Genomic DNA, 19,179 nt, shown 5'->3' on the forward strand with positions numbered 1-19,179 from the left:
AAGCGCATTCAGCAGATGGACAGCTGCCATGGCATGGCCCTAGAGTCCGCGCACCAGGGGACAACAAGGCAGTTGACGTGGGCAGTAACGGATCAGGGATCGATCTGCAGGAGTCGCTGTGCGTGGACGATGGGGGCGCGCTGGCGTGCTTCGTCGCCCTGTTGGGGTTTCTGGATCGGCCTGCCGACCCCGAGCAACTCCGGCACCAGCTGGGCCACCCCGAGGGCCGTATCGATACACAGGATCTGTTGCGCCTGGCCAAGCGGATGGACGTCAAAGCACGCGTGGTACAGGCGCGGGTAACCGCGCTGCGCGACCATCCGCTGCCCGCCATCGCCTGCCTGGCCGATGGGCGCTATACGCTCGTGCTCAAGGCTGACGCCGAGAACGTGTTGTGCTTCGACGCGGCGGCCGACGGACGCCCGGTCACGCTGTCGCTTGGCGAGTTCTCGCAGGAGTTCGATGGCCGCCTGTTGCTGATGACCACGCGTGAAAGCGTGGCCGGCGCCGCGAGGCGCTTCGATGTCGGTTGGTTCATTCCTGCCTTGGTGAAGTATCGCCGCCTGCTGCGTGACGTGCTGGTAGCCTCGTTCTTCCTGCAGTTGATGGCACTCATCACGCCGCTGTTCTTCCAGGTGGTGATCGACAAGGTACTGGTGCACAAAGGCATCACCACGCTGGAAGTGCTTGCCCTCGGCCTGCTGGTGGTTTCGGTGTTCGAAGTGCTGATGGGCGGGCTGCGTACCTACCTGTTCTCGCACACCACCAGCCGCGTTGATGCCGAACTTGGCTCGAAGCTCTTCTCCCACCTCACGCATCTGCCATTGGCCTATTTCCAGGCGCGCCGGGTGGGTGATTCGGTGGCGCGCGTACGCGAACTGGAGACCATCCGCGAGTTCCTCACCTCCTCAGCGCAGACGGTGGTGCTGGATCTGTTCTTTGCCATCGTGTTCCTGGCCGTGATGTGGCTGTACAGCCCTGCATTGCTGCTGATCGTGCTGATCACGCTGCCGCTGTACGCGGTGGTGGTCATGGTGGTCGGGCCGATGCTGCGGCGTCGGCTGGATGAGAAGTTCGTGCGCGGCGCCGAAAACCAGTCGTTCCTGGTCGAAGCAGTGACCGGTGTGGAGACCATCAAGGCGCTGGCGGTCGAGCCGCAGGCGCAGAACCGCTGGGACAAGCAGCTGGCGGGCTACATCCAGGCCAGCTTCCGCGCCAGCATGCTGGCCAACTGGGGCTCGCAGGCGGTACAGCTGATCCACAAGCTGGCCACGGTGGCGCTGCTGTTCTTCGGCGCGCGGCTGGTGATCGACGGCAAGCTGACCGTGGGCGAACTGGTGGCGTTCAACATGCTTGCCGGGCAGGTTGCCGGCCCGGTGCTGCGCCTGGCGCAGCTGGCCCAGGACTTCCAGCAGGCGCGCATCGCCGTGGAGCGGCTGGGCGACATCCTCAACTCGCCTACCGAACCGGCCAGCTCACCCTCGCGTGCCAGCCTGCCGGCAGTGGATGGCCGCATCGCGCTGGAGCATGTGTCGTTCCGCTATCGCCCCGAAGGCCAGGAAGTGTTGTCGTCAGTCAGTCTGGAGATTGCTCCGGGTGAGATCCTCGGCGTGGTCGGTCCCTCGGGGTCTGGCAAGTCGACCCTGACCAAGCTGATCCAGCGCCTGCACACCCCGGAGCGTGGCCGTGTGCTGGTGGATGGTGTCGATCTGTCCATGGTGGACCCGGCGTGGCTGCGGCGGCAGGTGGGTGTGGTACTGCAGGAAAACCTGCTGTTCAACCGCAGCGTGCGCGAGAACATCGCCATGGCAGACCCGGCGATGCCGATGAGCCGAGTGGTGGAAGTGGCCAAGCTGGCCGGCGCACACGATTTCATCCTGGAGCTGCCCGAGGCCTACGACACACGCATCGACGAGCGTGGTGGCAATCTCTCCGGCGGCCAACGGCAGCGCCTGGCGATCGCGCGTGCATTGGCGATCGATCCGAAGATCCTGATCTTCGACGAGGCGACCTCGGCGCTGGATGCGGAGAGCGAGGAAGTCATCCAGGACAACCTCAAGCGGATGTCCGCCGGCCGCACCGTGATCATCATCGCGCATCGTCTGTCGGCGGTACGCCAGGCCAACCGCATCGTGACCCTCGAACGTGGCCGCATCACCGAGACCGGCACGCACGAGGATCTGCTGCGCGCGGGAGGCCGTTACTCACTGCTCTACACCAAACAGATGGGCCTGCCCGCCGTGGCCGCCCCGTTGAACTGACCACCGCGCGCCCAGCCAAGGACAGCACGCATGTTGAAAGGACTGAGGCATCATTTGGGCATCCTGCGCGAGAGCCTGCGCGCGGAGCGTGCGCAGCAGGACCCACGCAGTTCGGCCGCGCCGGACTTCCTGCCGGCGGCGCTGGAGATCCTGGAAAAGCCCCCGAACCCGATCGGCCGTACCGTTCTCTGGCTGCTGATCGCCTTTCTGGCCATTGCATTGATCTGGTCGTGCCTTGGCCGCCTGGACATGGTCGCCGTGGCCGAAGGCAAGGTGATTCCGCGTGGCAATGTGAAGGTGATCCAGGCTGCGGACCAGGGCGTGGTCCGTGCAATCCATGTGGTCGAAGGGCAGTCAGTGAAGGCCGGCACACCGCTGCTCGAACTGGATCCGACGGTCAGCCATGCCGAAGTCGAGCAGGCGCGCCAGGCGTTGCTGACCGCGCAGATCGATGTGGCACGGGCGCAGGCCGTGGTTGACCACGTTGCCGGCCGGGCCGGTCGCTTCATCGCACCGGAGGGGGCACCTGACAGTATTGTTGCCGTCCAGCAGGCACTCGTCGCCGCCAAGCAGCGCGAGTTCGATTCCACCGTGGGCGGCTTGCAGCAGGAGCGCAGCCAGCGCGATGGCGAGCACGGCATGATCCTGGCCGAGATCGCCAAGCTGGAAGAGCAGCTGCCGCTGGCTACCGACCAGTTGAACAAGCTGGAGGAGCTGAGCCGCGACAACTACGTGCCGCGACTGCAGGTGGCCGAAGTGAAAGAGCGTGTTGTCGGCATGCGCCAGGACCTGGCTATTCGCCGTGAAGAGCAGCGCAAAGCGACCGCCGCGCAACTGGCGGCCAGCCAGCAGATGAGCAAGAGCCGCAGCGAGTTCGCACGTGAAGCACTGGATGCGCTGACTGAGGCGGAAGCGGCGCGCGCACTGCGTGGCGAAGAATTGAAGAAGGCCCATGACAAGGCTGGGCACACGGTATTGCGCGCACCCGTGAATGGCGTCGTGCAGCAACTACAGGTGCACACCATCGGTGGTGTGGTGAAGCCGGCCGATGCGCTGATGGTGCTGGTGCCGCATGACGGCGAGCTGGTGGTCGATGCGATGCTACCCAATCGCGATGCCGGCTTCGTCCGGGAAGGGCAGCCGGTGGAGGTGAAGCTGGAGGCCTATCCGTTCACCCGCTACGGCGTGGTGGATGGCGTGGTCGAGACTGTGGGCCGCGATGCGGTACAGACCGAGAAGGAAGGGTTGCGCTATCCGGCCCGCGTGCGCCTGCTGCAGCCCTGGATCGAAGTGGATGGCCGGCGTCGCGCGCTGGCGCCGGGCCTTGCCGCAACGGCGGAAATCAAGACCGGTGATCGCCGCATCATTGAATACCTGCTGTCGCCGCTGTCCAGGCGCGTGCAGGAAGCGGGGAGGGAGCGATGAACCTGGTCAAAGGCTTGAGGCAGATGTTCACTCGGGAAGCGGGCGGCTTCCTGCTTGGAATGATCCTGATCGTGCCTGCCAATGCCATGGCCGCCGAGATCACCAAGCGCAAGCCGGCACCCTCTGGAGATATCAGTGCCGACCTTCTCTCCCAGCGGATTGTCAGCCTGCTGTCCGAGCAGCGGGCAGTACCCGGATTCAAGGGGATCTCGAGCTCGAGCTGGAATCGTCTTTCCGCTCGCCCCATGGCGCCCTCGCCTTACCGCACTGGTGTGTTGCGGATAGACGCCAAGGTTCGCGAAGGCTGGAACTACTGGATTGAATCCAGAGAGCGCCCCAATGGCGGGAACGTCGTTGCGTTCTACGTAGTGGGGGAGCAAGGCCGCCGGGTACCAGGGTACTGCACCTTCTCTTTCGCGGAGTTTGCCGATCGGCTGAGAAGAAACGGCTTTGATCACACGCGTCCCCAGGTGCCGCCAGGCTCTCCTCGCATACATTTTTTTTCTCGACCACATCTGCCCGTGGTCGTGATCACTTACGTCCCCACTGGATCCGTCAGCGGCGAATCCTGTGTGGAGAGCATCCAGGTCGAACCATCGGAGCAGGGAAATGGCTGAATTCAATTCGCAGTTGAAGTCGATTCTCGATATTCTCAGGGCGCGAGGTGGCGAATCGCTGCGCGCCGCGAATCTGATTCAGAGAGCACTGGAGGGCTCCCCGCAGCTCATCCTGCAGTTCAATCGCGCGGCGCTTCAAGGGAAGCTGAAGGCGATTGAACTTCTTCCGGAGAGTGCCAGCGAGGGCGGGCATCTCGACGACGGGGTCATGCGGCTGTCAAGGAACGCGCTTTCCAGAGGCGTTGGCACGGCAGTGATGGACAACCTGAGATCCACGCTAGGTCATGAGATCGGGCATGGCTTGTTCAGTGGTGCTGTCGATGCTGCTTCCGGGAATTTCTCGAATGTAGTGATCAATCTGTCGCAGTTCCGTGATTCGGATCGCAACTACACCATAGCGATCAAGAACTATGTGCTTGCAGCACGTGCCAACGAGGCCGTCGCAACAATCAACGGGTGGAATGCCGTCCGCAATGAAATGGTTGCCAGCAATGGGGGCAAGCCAATTGATCGCCAGGCGCTGTTGGAACGCATGTACTTTGTGCGCCCGGACTGCGTAACAAGGTTGCCCAGCGGGCTTTACGAAACTGCCCCCGGGATCGTGCTTGATCAGAATCTCGTTCTGCAACAGACAGCGGCCAACATCGAAGCGGTGGCCGTATGCTACTTCGATGATCCACGTTCAAAGCTCGGCCCGAACGCCAATCTGAGCTATCACGAGTACTACACGCTCGGAGCGATCAACAGGATTCTGTATTACGAATCCGAGTATCGCCGCATCTTGGGGGCCGGAAAGCCCAATGCGCTGACCATCGATTTTGCAGCACTCGGAGTGGACAGAGCAAAGCTGGAGGCATCGGGCTTCTATTTCACCGGGAACAGTGAAACCCTGGGAATCTCGGATGGTCCGAACAACTGGACGACCATCACGCGCAAGGGCTCAGCGACACCCGGCTGGAACTCCCCGTATGCATTGAGTTGGCTGTTCAATGCCGACGATGGGCTCTTGCAGAAGATTGCCTTGGCGGGTGGGCTCGGCGGAGCCATCGGCGGCGCCGTTTCTTCGGCACTGCGTATCAAGGATCCTGCATGGCGGGTGCTGAGTTCCACCATCCTGACAACCGTCGGTGAGAATCTGGCAGAGGCCATCCAAGCCGGCGGTGTGTCTGTAACGCTTCCGTCGGGAGTGGTCCAGAACGTCCTTGACGACCTTCCGGAAGAGTTCCAGGCCAACCTGCGCAGTGCAGGTGTGGGTGCGATCTCCTCCTACCTGGCCGCAGAGCTGATCAGCTCGCTTGGTATTGAAGGAACGCTTGGCGAACTGGGGCAAACCGTCGCGTCGGCGGCGATCGCGCAGATCATCCAGAACGCGGCAGCGATTTCCAATGGCGCGAACATCAGCCTGTTCAATGGCATCAAATCCGCCCAGCTGTTCAATGCGGTGGGGGCTTATGTCGGCGCGCGCATCGGTGCCAGCCTGGTAGAGTTCGATACCATCGGTGGCCAGATCGGTGCGCAGGTGGGATCGGCCATTGGTGCTTATGTCGGTGCATCTGCGGCGACGACATGGGCTGCAGCGGGCAGTAAAGTGGGTGGGGCGGCATACGGCGCGATCGGTGCGGCAGTCGGCGCATTGGTCGGCTACATCCTGGGAGGACTGATCGGCTCGTTCTTCTCAAGTGGAAAGCCGCGGTCGTGGGCCACGGTCAGCTGGGAAGAGACATCGGAGAGTTTCGTCATCAGCGGAGTGCGGTCACGCTCCGGTGGCTCCAAGGCCGGTGCGAAGATCCTCGCCAGTGCCGTGGCGGAGAATCTCAATGCTGTGCTGAAATTGTCCGGAAGCCGGGTAGCCTCTGGTAGCTCTGTCGATGGGGGCACCTTTGGCGCGTATGGAAAGGAGTATCGATACTGGTCGGCGGCTCCCGTCGCGTTCTCCAGCGCGGAAGAGCTGATCGGATACGGATCGGCACTGGCACTGACCAATCTTGCCGGGAAGATGATCGGCGGCGACATCCATATCAAGCGCGCCCTCGTGCAACACCTGGGGATGCTGCCGTCTTCGCGTGAGTTCAACGTGACGTCTCTGGTCGGGGATCTTGCGATGGCGGCCGACTACGGGCGCTATCTGATGGACCCCTTCCAGATCAACGCGCTCATTGCCGGCGCTCCGGAAAGCGGACTGGCAGCACAATGGGCTATCACATTTGCGCGTGCCACAGAACTTGGGTTGAACAAGCGTGCATCGACTGACTGGGTAGGCGGATTTGCGGCATGGATGGATCAGTTGCCCGATGGGGAGCTGAATGGCGTAGGCCTGAATGCGGCGAACGTCGTTGCATCGCTTGACAGTTCGAGTGGACGGAAGTTCCTGTTCATGGGATGGAGCGGCGAGGAGCTCCTCTCTATTGGCGACACCATCGTCACCGCAGACAAGGATCGCATCCTCGGTGGCACCGGCAACGATAGCATCATCGTCAATGGTGCAACGCTGTCCAGCACCACTGGCCTGCTGATCAACGGCAAGGCCGCCCCGGCCACCCATCGCATCGGCATCGCTGCGGTCATCGATGCCGGTGCTGGCGACGATCTGGTCCGTGGCGGGGATCTCGGCAACGATCTGCTCGGCGGCAGTGGGAACGACACCCTTGTGGGTGGCCTGCTCGATGACTGGCTGTTTGGCGGTGACGGCAACGATGTGCTGTTCGCCGGCAATGTCACCAATGTGAACTTCGCCATCGGTGATGCCAGCGCACAGGCGTTGGCGATCGCTGCGCGTGGTGGCAATGGCAACTACCTCGACGGCGGTGCCGGCGACGATCGCCTGTATGGCGGCACCGGTTCGGACTGGCTGGAAGGCGGCGCTGGCAACGACCTGCTGGCGGGTGGCGAGGGTGGCGACATCATCGCCGGTGGCGCCGGCGATGATCGGGGGGGCAATGGCGAAGCGCGCCTGTTCGGTGGGGGCGGCGCGGACCAGTACCTGTTCCGGCTCGGTGACGGCCGCGATGTGGTCTACGACGAAGAGGGGGCGGGGGCCATCCGCGGCAGCGGCGACAGCTTGAATGACCGCCTCGCGAAGATCGCCAATGGACAGCTGGCGCGCAACTGGGCTGGTGGCGGCGATTACGAGGTCAACGGCTCGGTGAAGGGGGGGGAGGACGCGATCGTGTTCGGCACCGGCCTGTCGCTGCAGAACATCCAGATGCGTCGCTCCTCGGCCAGCGGTGCCGGCAACGACCTGATCATTGCCCTGGTCAGCTATGACGCCGCCGGCAACGCGATCCTCACCGGCGACGAGCTGACCATCAAGGACTGGTTCGAATCTTCGCATCGCGTGGAGTGGCTGCGGTTTGCCGATGGCGAGGACATCCGCATCGGCGATATGACCTCGTACATCATCGGCACCGGTGGCTCGGATGTGATCCTGGGTACCTACGGTGCGGACTTCCTGTATGGCGGGGCTGGCAACGACGAGATCCGCGGCCTGGCCGGCAATGACTTCGGCAATGGTGGCTCGGGCGACGATTTCGTTGCTGGCGATGGCGACCAGGACTGGGTGATGGGCGGCTCCGGCAACGATCAGGTGCTGGGCGGCGCGGGCAACGACACGGTGTTTGGCGATGATGGCAATGACCGTGTGCATGGTGGTACGGGTTCGGACCTCGTGGTCGGCGGCCGTGGCAACGACGAAGTGGTGGGCGGTGAAGGCGATGACGTCTTCCGCTACCAGCGCGGCGATGGCGACGACATTGTCATGGACGACTATGTCGACAACTGGGATCTGGTCTGGGAGAAGGGCGCCTACGTCAACGGCTATGTGCGTAATGCCGATGGCACCGTCAGCAAGGACGGCGTGGTCTATTTCGACGGTTCCACCTGGATCAGCCACAACGACTGGAACGACGAGGCGCAGGTGCTGCGCCGGCACAAGGGCGCGCTCAATGGCCTGATAGCGCGCAACGCGGGTGTTGATTCGCTGGAATTTGGCGTTGGCATCGATATCCAGGATGTGATGTTGCAGCGCGATGGCAATGACCTGCGCCTGGTGATCGGTCGCGATGGTGAGAAGGAGCGCCTCTCGGCGTCCAGTGACCGGATCACTATCAGGGACTGGTACGCACTCGGCGGATCGATCGAGAACATGGTGTTTGCCGCGACCGGCCGCCATGCGCTCACCGACATGACCCTGCTTGGGGGTGGCGATGGCAACGACACGATCGTCGGTACGGCTGGCAAGGACTGGTTGACCGGCAACGGTGGCGATGACGTTATCGACGGCGGTGCGGGCAACGACCTGCTGATGGGCAATGAGGGCGACGATACGCTGCGTGGCAGTGCGGGTGACGACATCCTGTACGGCGGCCAGGGTGACGATCTGCTGCACGGCGGTGCCGGCGCGGACACCCTGTTCGGTGGCGGTGGCGTGGACATCGCCTCTTACGCGGGAAGTGCGGCGGTGCGCGTTTACCTGGAAGGCACGTTCGCCAATACCGGCGACGCCAAGGGCGATGCCTACAGCAGCATCGAAGGCATCGAGGGCGGCGCCGGCGCCGACCGCCTCGGCGGCAGCATAGGCGCAGATGTGCTGCGTGGTGGCGGTGGCGCGGATGCGTTGTACGGCGGTGAGGGCGACGATGCCTATGAGTACAACATCGGCGACGGTAGTGATGTCATCTATGAAGGCGCATTCTATCTTGATGAGGTGATGTCCAGCTCAGGGGCGTTGGGATCAGCCTACACGGCGTCTTGGGAGTATCTGGGCATTGGCGAGACAACGGTGGGCAACAAGCATCAGTATCGGTTGACGGTCAAGGAGATCGGATCCGGCACTGTTGTCTACCAGAGCGTGGACAAGGTGGACTTCCTGTTTGACGCCCCAGTGACGAACGCGCCAGCCTCCACCACGTGGCCATCGGCGCAGGGGCAGTTCCGTTCGTCGACCTGGCGAAACGGGCCAAATGGGCAACAGATCGTACGCGAAGTGTTCCAGGCCATCGACGGGGGCCAGGATACGCTGGTACTGGGAGCAGGGCTCAGCCTCTCCAATCTTCGGTTGGCGCTGAGCGGGACGACGCTCCAGGTGGATGTCTTCGCCGCACAGAACGGTACGATCAAGCTCGCCAATCACACGAATGCCCAACGTCGCGTCGAGTTCATGCAGTTGAAGGACGGACTGGTGCTGGATCTGCGCCAGTTCCGCCAGCTTTCCCAAGGCGGTAGCGCGAGTGACGATGTATTGTTCGGGTCCGATGGCGCGGACACGCTTACGGGTCTTGCAGGTCACGACGTGCTGGCGGGTGGAGATGGCAATGACACGCTGCGGGGCGGCGACGGTGACGACACGCTGGAGGGCGGTGCCGGTGCCGATATCCTCGACGGTGGCAGCGACCGCATCAGCCTCGGCCAGGCGGCGGTGGCGGGTGAAGCCTATGGCGATACCGTCCGCTATGTGACGTCCACCGCCTCGCTGGTGCTGGACCTCGCCGCAGGCACGCTGTCGGGCGGGCATGCTGATGGCGATACCCTGGTTGCAGTCAACGGCGTCAGCACGCTGGAGAACGTGGTTGGCAGCGACGGCTTCGCCGATACCATCAGTGGTGATTCGCGGGCCAATCGCCTGATCGGGCTGGGCGGCAACGACTGGCTGGATGGGCGTGGGGGCGATGACGTGCTCATCGGTGGTGATGGCAACGACACCCTGATGGGCGGCGACGGCAACGATGCGTTGTCCGGCGATGCCGGCGATGACCGACTTGAAGGTGGCGCGGGCAACGATGTGTTGGCTGGCGGCGCGGGTGCTGACGAGCTTTACGGTGGGCTGGGCGACGACCAGATCAGCGGCGATGTAGGCCACGACAAGGCCTGGGGCGGCGAAGGCAATGACACCCTGGGGGGCCAGGATGGAGACGACCAGCTCTACGGCGAAGCCGGCAACGATACTCTGGTGGGTGGCGCGGGCGACGACCTGCTGGACGGCGGGACCGGCAACGACACCCTGGCCGGTGAGGCCGGTAACGACCTGCTGCGGGGCGGTGATGGCAATGACACCTACCTGTTCGATCGGGAGGGCGGCAACGACCGGATCGAAGACGCACTGGGCGTCAATCGCATCGTGCTGCAGAACGTGGCCAACCACGAGGTCTGGCTGCAGAAGGTGGGCAACGATCTGCTGGTCAGCGTGATCGGAGGCAGCACCCGGATCACCATCGCGGGCTACTACACCGGCGCCAGCCGGATCACCGAGATCGCGACTGGTGCGGGCTCGCTGTTCCTCGCCCACGCCGAGCCGCTGCTCGCGGCAATGTCGGCAGAGTCGGCGTCCGTGCCGGCCGGGATGTCCTCCAGCTTGCAGACCCTGCTCGGCACCTACTGGCAGAACTCGAGCAAGCCTGCACCGCTGGTCGAAACACAGTACCTGGCCACCGATGAGGACGTACCGCTCAGTGGCAGCGTCAATGCCGTCGACCATGATGGGAACATCACCGGGTACACGGTGATCACCGCACCCGGTATGGGGGCCGTCACGCTCAATGCGGCCACCGGCGCCTGGGTCTACACGCCGGCTGCGGACCGCCACGGCAATGACCGTTTCGTGGTCCGGGTGACCGATGCGGACGGCAATACCGCCGACCAGATCGTCGATCTGGTGGTGCGCTCGGTCAACGACGCGCCCAGCGACATCCTCGCACCCGGCCCGCTGGCCGTGGACGAGAACGCCGCCAACAACCTGTCGCTGGGCCGCTTCGGTCATATCGATCGCGACGGCGCGGAAGATACGGCCACCTTCACCCTGATCAATGATGGCGGCGGGCGCTTCAAGCTCACGGCCGATGGCACGCTCAGCGTTCGTGACGGCACCAAGCTGGACTATGAGACCGCCACCGCGCACACCATCCGGGTACGCGTGACCGACAGTGCCGGCGCGTGGTTCGAGAAGGACTTCAAGATCGACGTCCGCAATGTCAACGAGGCACCGTTCACGCCGACGCGGCCACCGAACACCGCACCCGTACTGGCCGGTGAAAAGACGGGCGCCGGTACGGTGGTAGGCACCTTCGTGATCGGGGACCCCGACAAGACCACGCCGACCCTGCAACTTGTAGCCAACCCGGGCGGTCTGCTGGAGGTGGTGGGTAACCAGGTACGCGTGCGTGCGGGCGTTGCAATCGACTTCGAGGCGCTGGCCGCCGCCCAAGGCGCGACCTTGGTCGATCTGGATGGCGACGGCATCAAGGAGGTGCTGCTGACCGCCAGCGTGAGGGCGTACGACGGCAGCCTGGCATCTGCTTCGACGCTCAGCTTCACCTATGCCATCGAAGACGAGAACGAAGCGCCGACGGCAGTGATGTTCGCGGCCACCACCACCAGCTTCAGCGAAACCGATCGCGTTCCCACCGGTACCGCGCTGCCGGCGATCCTGCTCGGCACGCTGTCGGCCACCGACCCAGACACCACGGCCGGCAGTGATTTCGCCACGATGGTGTACAGCGTGTCCGACAGCCGCTTCGAGATCATCAACGGCAACCAGCTACGCCTGAAGGCGGGTGCGATCGTTGACTATGAGGCGGGCAGCAACGTCACCGTGACGGTCACCGCGACCGATCGCGGCGGCGCCGGGTTGAGCGTCAGCAAGCAGCTGGTCTTCACCGTGGTCAACCGCGATGACTACCTGTACGGCACTGCCGCTGGCGAAACGCTGGTCGGCCAGGCCAACCGGGATGTGATCCAGGGGCTCGGTGGCAATGACATCATCAACGGCGGCGGTGGCAACGACGACCTGTACGGTGGCGATGGCGATGACAATCTGCGCGGTGAGGCTGGCGACGACAAACTGTGGGGCGAGCTGGGTCGCGACACGCTGTACGGTGGCGCAGGCGTCGACGAACTGCGTGGCGGTGATGGCGATGACAACCTGTATGGCGAAGACGGTGATGATCGTCTGTACGGCGACGCCGGCAATGACATCCTCGATGGCGGTGCCGGCAATGACCTGCTGGAAGGGGGCATCGGCAATGACACGCTGCGCGGTGGCGTCGGCAACGACATCCTGCGCGGTGGTGATGGCGACGATATCCTCGATGGCGGTGCCGGTGCCGACACCCTGTCCGGGGGCGTCGGTGTCGATACGCTGACCTACGCCTCGGCGACGGCGGGCATCGTGCTGAACCTGGCTACCGGAGCACATGGTGGCGCGGCCGCTGGCGATGTGCTGGAAGATGCGTTCGAGCGCGTGATCGGCAGTGGGTTCGACGACGTCATCACTGGTGGCGCGGGGGATGATTACATCGAGGGTGGCGCAGGCAACGACAAGCTCTATGGCGGTGCTGGCAACGACACGCTGTATGGCGGTGATGGTGACGACCTGCTCGATGCGCAGGCCGGCAATGACACCCTGTATGGTGGCGCCGGTAACGACATCCTGATTGGTGGCGATGATAGCGACGTCTACTTGATCGACCGCAACTCCGGTGCCGACGAAATCCGCAACTACGACTCCAGTGGCGACGATATCGACGTCATCGGCTATCGCGACATCAGCCGCAATGACCTGTGGTTCAGCCGTACCGGCGATGACCTGGTGATCTCGGTGATCGGCACCAGCGTGGTGACCACGATCAAGGGCTGGTACACGACCACCAATGCCAATGATCGCGCCAACTACAAGATTGATTTCTTCCTGGCCGGCGAGCACGCCAGCAGCACGATCAATGCAGAGGCACTGGTCGCGCTGATGGCCGGTCGCACCAAGCCGGCCACGGTGGCGGCCTATCAGGCATTGCATGCCGACGGCACGTTCGAGAACCAGTGGCGGCACTACTGGGATGGCAACGGCCTGCCGTCGATCAGCATCGTGCCGGATCAGTCGATCAACGAGGATGGGCAGGTCGCCCTGCAGTTCACCGTCGGTGATGACCTGACCCCGGCATCCGGGGTCACCGTACGTGCCGTGGCGGTGGATGCCACTGACCTCACGACGGTGGTGGCCTGGATGAATACTCCGAGCATCACTGCGGGGGCCAACGGCGAGCGTACGGTGACGCTGGTGCCGAAGGGCAACGCCAGCGGACGCGTTGCGATCAAGCTGATCGCAACCGATGCCGGTGGGCTGGTGACCGAGCGCGTGTTCTTCATGAATGTGGCGCCGGTAGTGGACGCGCCGGTGATTACCCGTGCCGTGCAGGTCGGCAAGACGCTTGATGGCGGAACGCTGACGCTGGACGTGCAGGCTGCCCTCACCGACACCGACGGGTCGGAAACGCTGGAGATCCGAATCTCGAACCTGCCGACCGGGCTGACCCTGAACAAGGGCACGAACCTGGGCAACGGCGTGTGGTCGCTGACGCCGGCGCAGCTGGCCGGTCTGGCGCTGGTCGGTCCGGCCACGTGGTCGGCCGACCTGACCGGCACTGCGGCGCTGACGGTGACCGCCATCGCCAAGGAGACCGCGACGGGCAAGACCAGCAGTAAGACGCAGACCCTGTCGGTCACCATCAATGCGCGTCCGACCGACATCACCGTGGACCGTGCGCTGAGCACAGTCGAGTCGACCTCGGATGCACCGGTGGCCAATGGCACCGTGCTGGGCAACTTCGCACGGGTGGATGCGGACAATGACAGCTTCACCTTCAGCCTGACCAACAACGCAGGCGGGCGCTTTGCGATTTCCGCGGCCGGCGTGCTGACGGTGGCCAATGCCAGCCTGCTCGACTACGAGGCCAACACCTCGCACCAGATCGTGGTGCGGGTGACCGACTCGGGAGGGTTGACCCGCGACAAGACGTTCACCGTGGCGGTGACCAACGTTGATGAGGCGCCGGCTACGCCGACCGTCTCCAGCCAACCGGTGGCAATCGCCGCCGAGAATGCGGCGCTGGGCGGCGTTGTGATCGCCAACCTTGCCTCCAGTGGCGGCAATGGCAGCTACAGCTATGTGCTGGAGGGCGACGCGCGCGGCTGGTTCACCCTGGTCGGCAACCAGCTGAAGTTCCGTGATGGCCTGGTCCTGGATTTCGAAGCGCTGAAGGCTGCTGGAATGGCCGTGAGTGACGCTGATGGCGATGGCCGCCAGGAGGTGGTGTACTCGGTGTCGGTGAAGGCTGTGTCGGGTGGGCTGACCTCGGCGGGGGCGCGCACCATCACCGTGCGCCTTGAAGACGTCAACGATACGCCGCATGGCATCACCGTTGATCGCACGCTGAGCATCGCGGAAAACACTGCCAACGGCGCCGAGGTCGGTAAGTTCAGTGGCCAGGACCAGGACGTGACCGACGTCCTGACCTTCACCCTGGTCAACAATGCTGGCGGCCGCTTTGCCATCACCGCGGCTGGTGTACTGAGCGTCGCCAATGGTGGGCTACTGGACTACGAGGCCGCCACTTCGCATGCAATCACGGTGAGGGTGACCGACACCCACGGCGCGACCCGCGACCAGGTGTTCCAAGTGGGCGTGTCCAACGTCAACGAAGCGCCACGAACGCCTGACGTCGTGCAGCACGTGGCGCTCACCTCCGAGAACACCGGCGTGTCCGGGCAGGTGGTGGCCACGCTGTCCTCGTCTGATCCGGACGGGACCGCGCCCTCGTACCAGATCATCAACGATCCGTTTGCCTGGTTCGCCATTTCCGGCAACCAGCTCAAGTACAACGTCAGCAGCTTCGATTTCGAAGCGGTTGCACCGTACCTGCAGCTGATCGACGGCGACGGCGATGGCCAGCTGGAGGCGTACTACAACGTCACCGTTCGTGCGACGGATGGAGCGCTGGTGTCGGGCAATCGCGAGATCACGGTACGCATCGAAGACGTCAACGAGGCACCGACGACCTGGGGCCAGAGCCTGACGCTGGCCGAATCGGCGCCGGGGGCGGGGCAGACCGTGTTCCAGTTCACCAACTGGTCCGACCCGGACAGCCAGTGGTACAACCGCGACCACCGGTTTGCCATCACCGGTGGTGCCAGCAACCTGTTCGGCATCAACGCCACCACGGGTCAGATCGCGCTGCACGGGCAGCTGGATTATGAGACCGCGCAGAGCCACCAGATCCAGGTGACGGTCACCGATCGTGGTGGCCTTTCCAGCAGCACCTGGGTGACGATCAATGTGCAGAACGTCAATGAGCGGCCGACGGTCGTCCAGACGCAGGACAGCAACTACGTGTACGTGCTCTGGGGAAGTGACCAGGAGGACATCTTCAGCCGTCTGGTGATCACCAGCGCGGTGGAACTGGTGAGTACTACTGGCCAGTACTGGGACACCTATACCAACGAGACATCGTTCTTTGACTATGGGACCACGTCGAAGGCCATTTCCGGTGATGGTTTCCTGAACGGTTACTACTACAACGGCACGCTTGCCACGCGGATCGTGAATCGTGGAAACCGGCGTCAGGTGAACGACGGAAGCTGGGGCGATCCGCGCGGAAGCGGCGCGGGCTACTACCAGGAGACCTACTACGACACCTACTATGAAATCGTCATCCAGAGCGTGGACAGCGCTGGCCTCTGGAGTGATCCGCTGAAGTTTGTCGTCAACGAGTTCGGCGCTCGCCTCGGCCCTGTGGTTCTCGATCTGGACGGCGACGGCGTGGAGACCGTGGGCTGGGCACAGAGCGCCACGCGCTTTGACATGGACGGTGATGGCGTGCGTGATCTGACCGGTTGGGTCGGGCCGCACGACGGTCTACTGGTGCTCGACCGCAATCGCAACGGCACGATCGATTCCGGCGCCGAGATCTCGTTCACGGCCGATCTTGCAGGCGCCCATTCCGACCTTGAGGGACTGGCCGCCTACGACAGCAACGGCGACCGCCGCCTGGATGCCAATGACGCCCGCTTCAGGGAGTTCCAGGTCTGGCGCGATGCCAACCGCGATGGCATCAGCCAGGCGGGTGAGCTGCTGACGTTGCAGCAGGCCGGCGTGGCGTCGATCAACCTTGATGCGCGCCGTACCGGGCAGATGCCGGGTACGTCGGTGGACAACACCACCTATGCCAACGGTCAGTACATCCGTATCGATGGCACCCAGGCGGCCCTGTCGGACATGTTCTTCGCTTTCGGCGAGCGCAATCAGGAGGGCGACGATGACGGCCTGAACCTGAATGCTGGCTCCGGAAAGGGCGGGCGTGACCTGGGTAGCGGTGATGCCGCCTCCGGACGCGTCAACCGCCGTGGCGGGGATCCACGCTTCACGCCTGCAACTGACCTGCCGCAGGCCCCGGTGGCACAAGCCGTGACGGAACTGGGGGATCATTTCGGTGGCGTTGAGCCCACCGCCGCCGAGCGGATGCAGCAATCGGCTCGGTCGGAACAGCGTGCCCCCATCGATGAAAGCATTCCGTCCGGCCCGACAACACAGCGCTCCGCCTTGCATGACAATCTGGCGCTGGCACAGAAGAAGCGGTTCCAGATGATCGAAGCGATGTCCACGTTCGACGCTCAGCCCTATGCCCAGGGCATCAGCACGGCGGCGCGCGATCCGGCCGCCATGGAACTGTTGACCGCCATTCCCGACTATAGGATTTCCCGTTCATGATCACGTCCACGACCGCCACCGCCGCCTCCGACGGGGCGCCGCGCACCGTTGCCGAGGCCCTCGGCCAGATCGTCTGGCTGCTTTCACAGTCGCCGCTGCACCGTGAGATGCAGTTGAAGGACCTCGAATGGTCATTCATGCCGCCGCTGCTGAAGGAGCAGTTCCGGGTGTTCCGTTTCGGCACACTACCGCCGCTGCCGGGCATGCAGGAAGCCGGTGCGGCCTTCGCCGGGGTGACCCAGCAGGCACTGGAACAGTTGCCGCTTGGCGTTGCAATCTGGGCCAGTCTTTCAGAGGAGGCCGAGCGCAAGCTGGAAGTCGGCGAGCGGCTGGAACTGGACGACTGGAACAGCGGCGATCGCCTGTGGCTGATCGAGTTCATCACCCCCTTCGCCCAGCCCGGCAACGGCCTGGCCGAGGCCATGCTGGGCGATCTGCTGACCGGGCCGTTCGCGGGGCGCAGCCTGTCCATGCACCGGACCGATCCGGCCACCGGCCGGCGTGACAAGGTGACCCTGGGCGGCGTGCCGTCGCAGGCGGCCTGATCCGGTAAGGGTAAACGCCCGCCCCGGCCGCCATGCTGGCGGTCGGGGGAGTAGAGGCAAGCCCGGTGGGCCGGGGCGCGATGATAGAATGCCGGGTTTCTGGCAGTGCCCACCATGGGCGGCCGGGTATCGGCAACTCCGGCTGTGTGCTATGACAGGCACCAGCCCCCGGACAATGGAATCACTTACCTATGGCGCGCGGCATCAACAAAGTCATCCTGGTCGGCAACCTCGGCAACGACCCGGACGTGAAGTACACCCAGAGCGGCATGGCGATCACCCGCATCAGCCTGGCCACCACCAGCGTCCGCAAGGACAAGGATGGCAACCAGCAGGAACGTACCGAATGGCACCGCGTGGTGTTCTTTGGCAAGCTCGGCGAGATCGCCGGCGAGTACCTGCGCAAGGGCAGCTCGGTCTACGTCGAAGGCAGCCTGCGCTACGACAAGTACACCGGCCAGGACGGCGTGGAGAAGTACTCCACCGACATCGTTGCCGATGAAATGCAGATGTTGGGCGGCCGCGGTGAAGGCGGCGGCGGTGGCGGTGGTGGCAACTACGGCGGCGATCGCCCGCAGCGTCAGCAGGCGCCGCGCCAGGAGTACGGCGGCGGTGGTGGTGGCCAGCGTGGCGGCCAGGGCGGTGGCTATGGCAACCAGGGCGGCAACCAGGGCGGCGGTTACGGCAACCAGGGTGGCAACCAGCGCCCGCAGCCGCAGCAGGCTCCGCCGATGGACGACTTCGCTGACGACGATATTCCGTTCTAAGCGCACCTTCGGTGCATCCCGACAAGGGCTCCTGGCATGCCTGCCTGGGGCCCTTGTCGTTTTTGAGGCCCTGCCGGGATCCTGTTGTCCGACGGCCGCCGATGCGGACGTTTCTCGATGTTATCACCGATTGCCGAACACGCCCTGGTCCAGCAGGCAATCAATGAACGCCCCCAGCAGGGCGGGGCGATGCCGCCTGTTCGGGTAGTAGAGAAAAAGCCCGGGGCGCGAGACCGACCAATCCGCCAGTACCCGCACCAGCAATCCCTGGGCCAGCAGTTCCCCCACGCGATCCTGCTCGAAGTGATAGGCGATTCCAAGGCCGGCCAGTGCCGCCGCAATCCCGACGTCAGCGTGATTGGTGACGACAGGACCGTCCACGGCGACCTCCAGGTGGCGGCCTCGCTTCTTGAACTCCCATCGGTACTGCCTGCCGTCACTCTGCAGCCGCCAGTTGATGCAGGCATGGTCCTGCAGTTCCGTTGGAGATCGCGGCGTTCCACGGCGTGCGACGTAATCCGGTGACGCCACGGCGACCATGTTCAGGTCGGGAGTGAGGCGGATGGCCACCATGTCCTTCTCGAGCTGCCCGCCCACGCGGATGCCTGCATCAAACCGCCCACTGACGATGTCGCTGAGCGCGTCGTCGACCACGATGTCGACAACGACATCAGGGTAGGCCTGGTGGAAGCGGGCAAGCCGCGGGGCAATCAGTGTTCTCGCGGCGATGCCCAGCGTATTGATGCGCAGCGTCCCATTCACCCGCCCGGTCGCCTCGCGGGTTTCAGCGACCGCTACGGCCAACTCCTCGAACAGCGGCGCTATGCGCGCGTACAGTCGCCCGCCACTTGCTGATGGCGCGACGCTTCGGGTCGTGCGATTGAGCAGGCGGGTGCCGAGGCGGCCTTCCAGTTGGCGGATGGTCTGGCTCAGCGCCGAGGGCGATACCCCCAGATGTTCCGCAGCCCGCGCGAAGCTCTGGCGTTCCACCACCGCCACGAAAGCCTTCAGTTCAGTGAACTCGGATCCGCGCAT

The 19,179-nt window shown here is 64.1% G+C and carries 7 protein-coding genes; 6 read left to right on the plus strand and 1 reads right to left on the minus strand.

Annotated elements, in window-relative coordinates:
• The first annotated feature begins 77 nt into the window (after nucleotides 1-77).
• The 6 genes from AC5QAH_RS07805 (at nucleotide 78) to AC5QAH_RS07830 (ending at nucleotide 18,144) form a co-directional block, all read left to right on the plus strand.
• Nucleotides 78-2,261: a type I secretion system permease/ATPase gene (locus AC5QAH_RS07805; RefSeq protein WP_275043469.1), complete on the plus strand. Its 2,184-nt coding sequence runs from the start codon at nucleotides 78-80 to the stop codon at nucleotides 2,259-2,261.
• A gap of 30 nt (nucleotides 2,262-2,291) precedes the next feature.
• Entirely contained in the window at nucleotides 2,292-3,686 is a 1,395-nt protein-coding gene (locus tag AC5QAH_RS07810) for an HlyD family type I secretion periplasmic adaptor subunit (RefSeq protein WP_029550716.1), read from the plus strand.
• Nucleotides 3,683-4,303, plus strand: coding sequence for a hypothetical protein (locus tag AC5QAH_RS07815; RefSeq protein WP_049413466.1), 621 nt, complete (start codon nucleotides 3,683-3,685; stop codon nucleotides 4,301-4,303). The genes AC5QAH_RS07810 and AC5QAH_RS07815 overlap by 4 nt, the downstream gene beginning before the upstream one ends.
• 1,006 nt (nucleotides 4,304-5,309) lie before the next feature.
• Nucleotides 5,310-16,832, plus strand: coding sequence for an SPM autocatalytic domain-containing protein (locus AC5QAH_RS07820; protein WP_495232240.1), 11,523 nt, complete (start codon nucleotides 5,310-5,312; stop codon nucleotides 16,830-16,832).
• Complete coding sequence (locus AC5QAH_RS07825) at nucleotides 16,829-17,377, plus strand: toxin-activating lysine-acyltransferase (protein WP_019337072.1); 549 nt, start codon at nucleotides 16,829-16,831, stop codon at nucleotides 17,375-17,377. The genes AC5QAH_RS07820 and AC5QAH_RS07825 overlap by 4 nt, the downstream gene beginning before the upstream one ends.
• A gap of 191 nt (nucleotides 17,378-17,568) precedes the next feature.
• The gene (locus AC5QAH_RS07830) at nucleotides 17,569-18,144 is read left to right on the plus strand and encodes a single-stranded DNA-binding protein (protein WP_010483495.1); all 576 of its coding nucleotides are present in this window, start codon (nucleotides 17,569-17,571) and stop codon (nucleotides 18,142-18,144) included.
• A gap of 123 nt (nucleotides 18,145-18,267) precedes the next feature.
• On the opposite strand, the gene AC5QAH_RS07835 is transcribed toward AC5QAH_RS07830, so the two are convergent.
• Nucleotides 18,268-19,179: a LysR family transcriptional regulator gene (locus tag AC5QAH_RS07835; protein WP_010483493.1), complete on the minus strand. Its 912-nt coding sequence runs from the start codon at nucleotides 19,177-19,179 to the stop codon at nucleotides 18,268-18,270.

This window comes from Stenotrophomonas sp. YJH_SMC_43, from assembly GCF_059372535.1.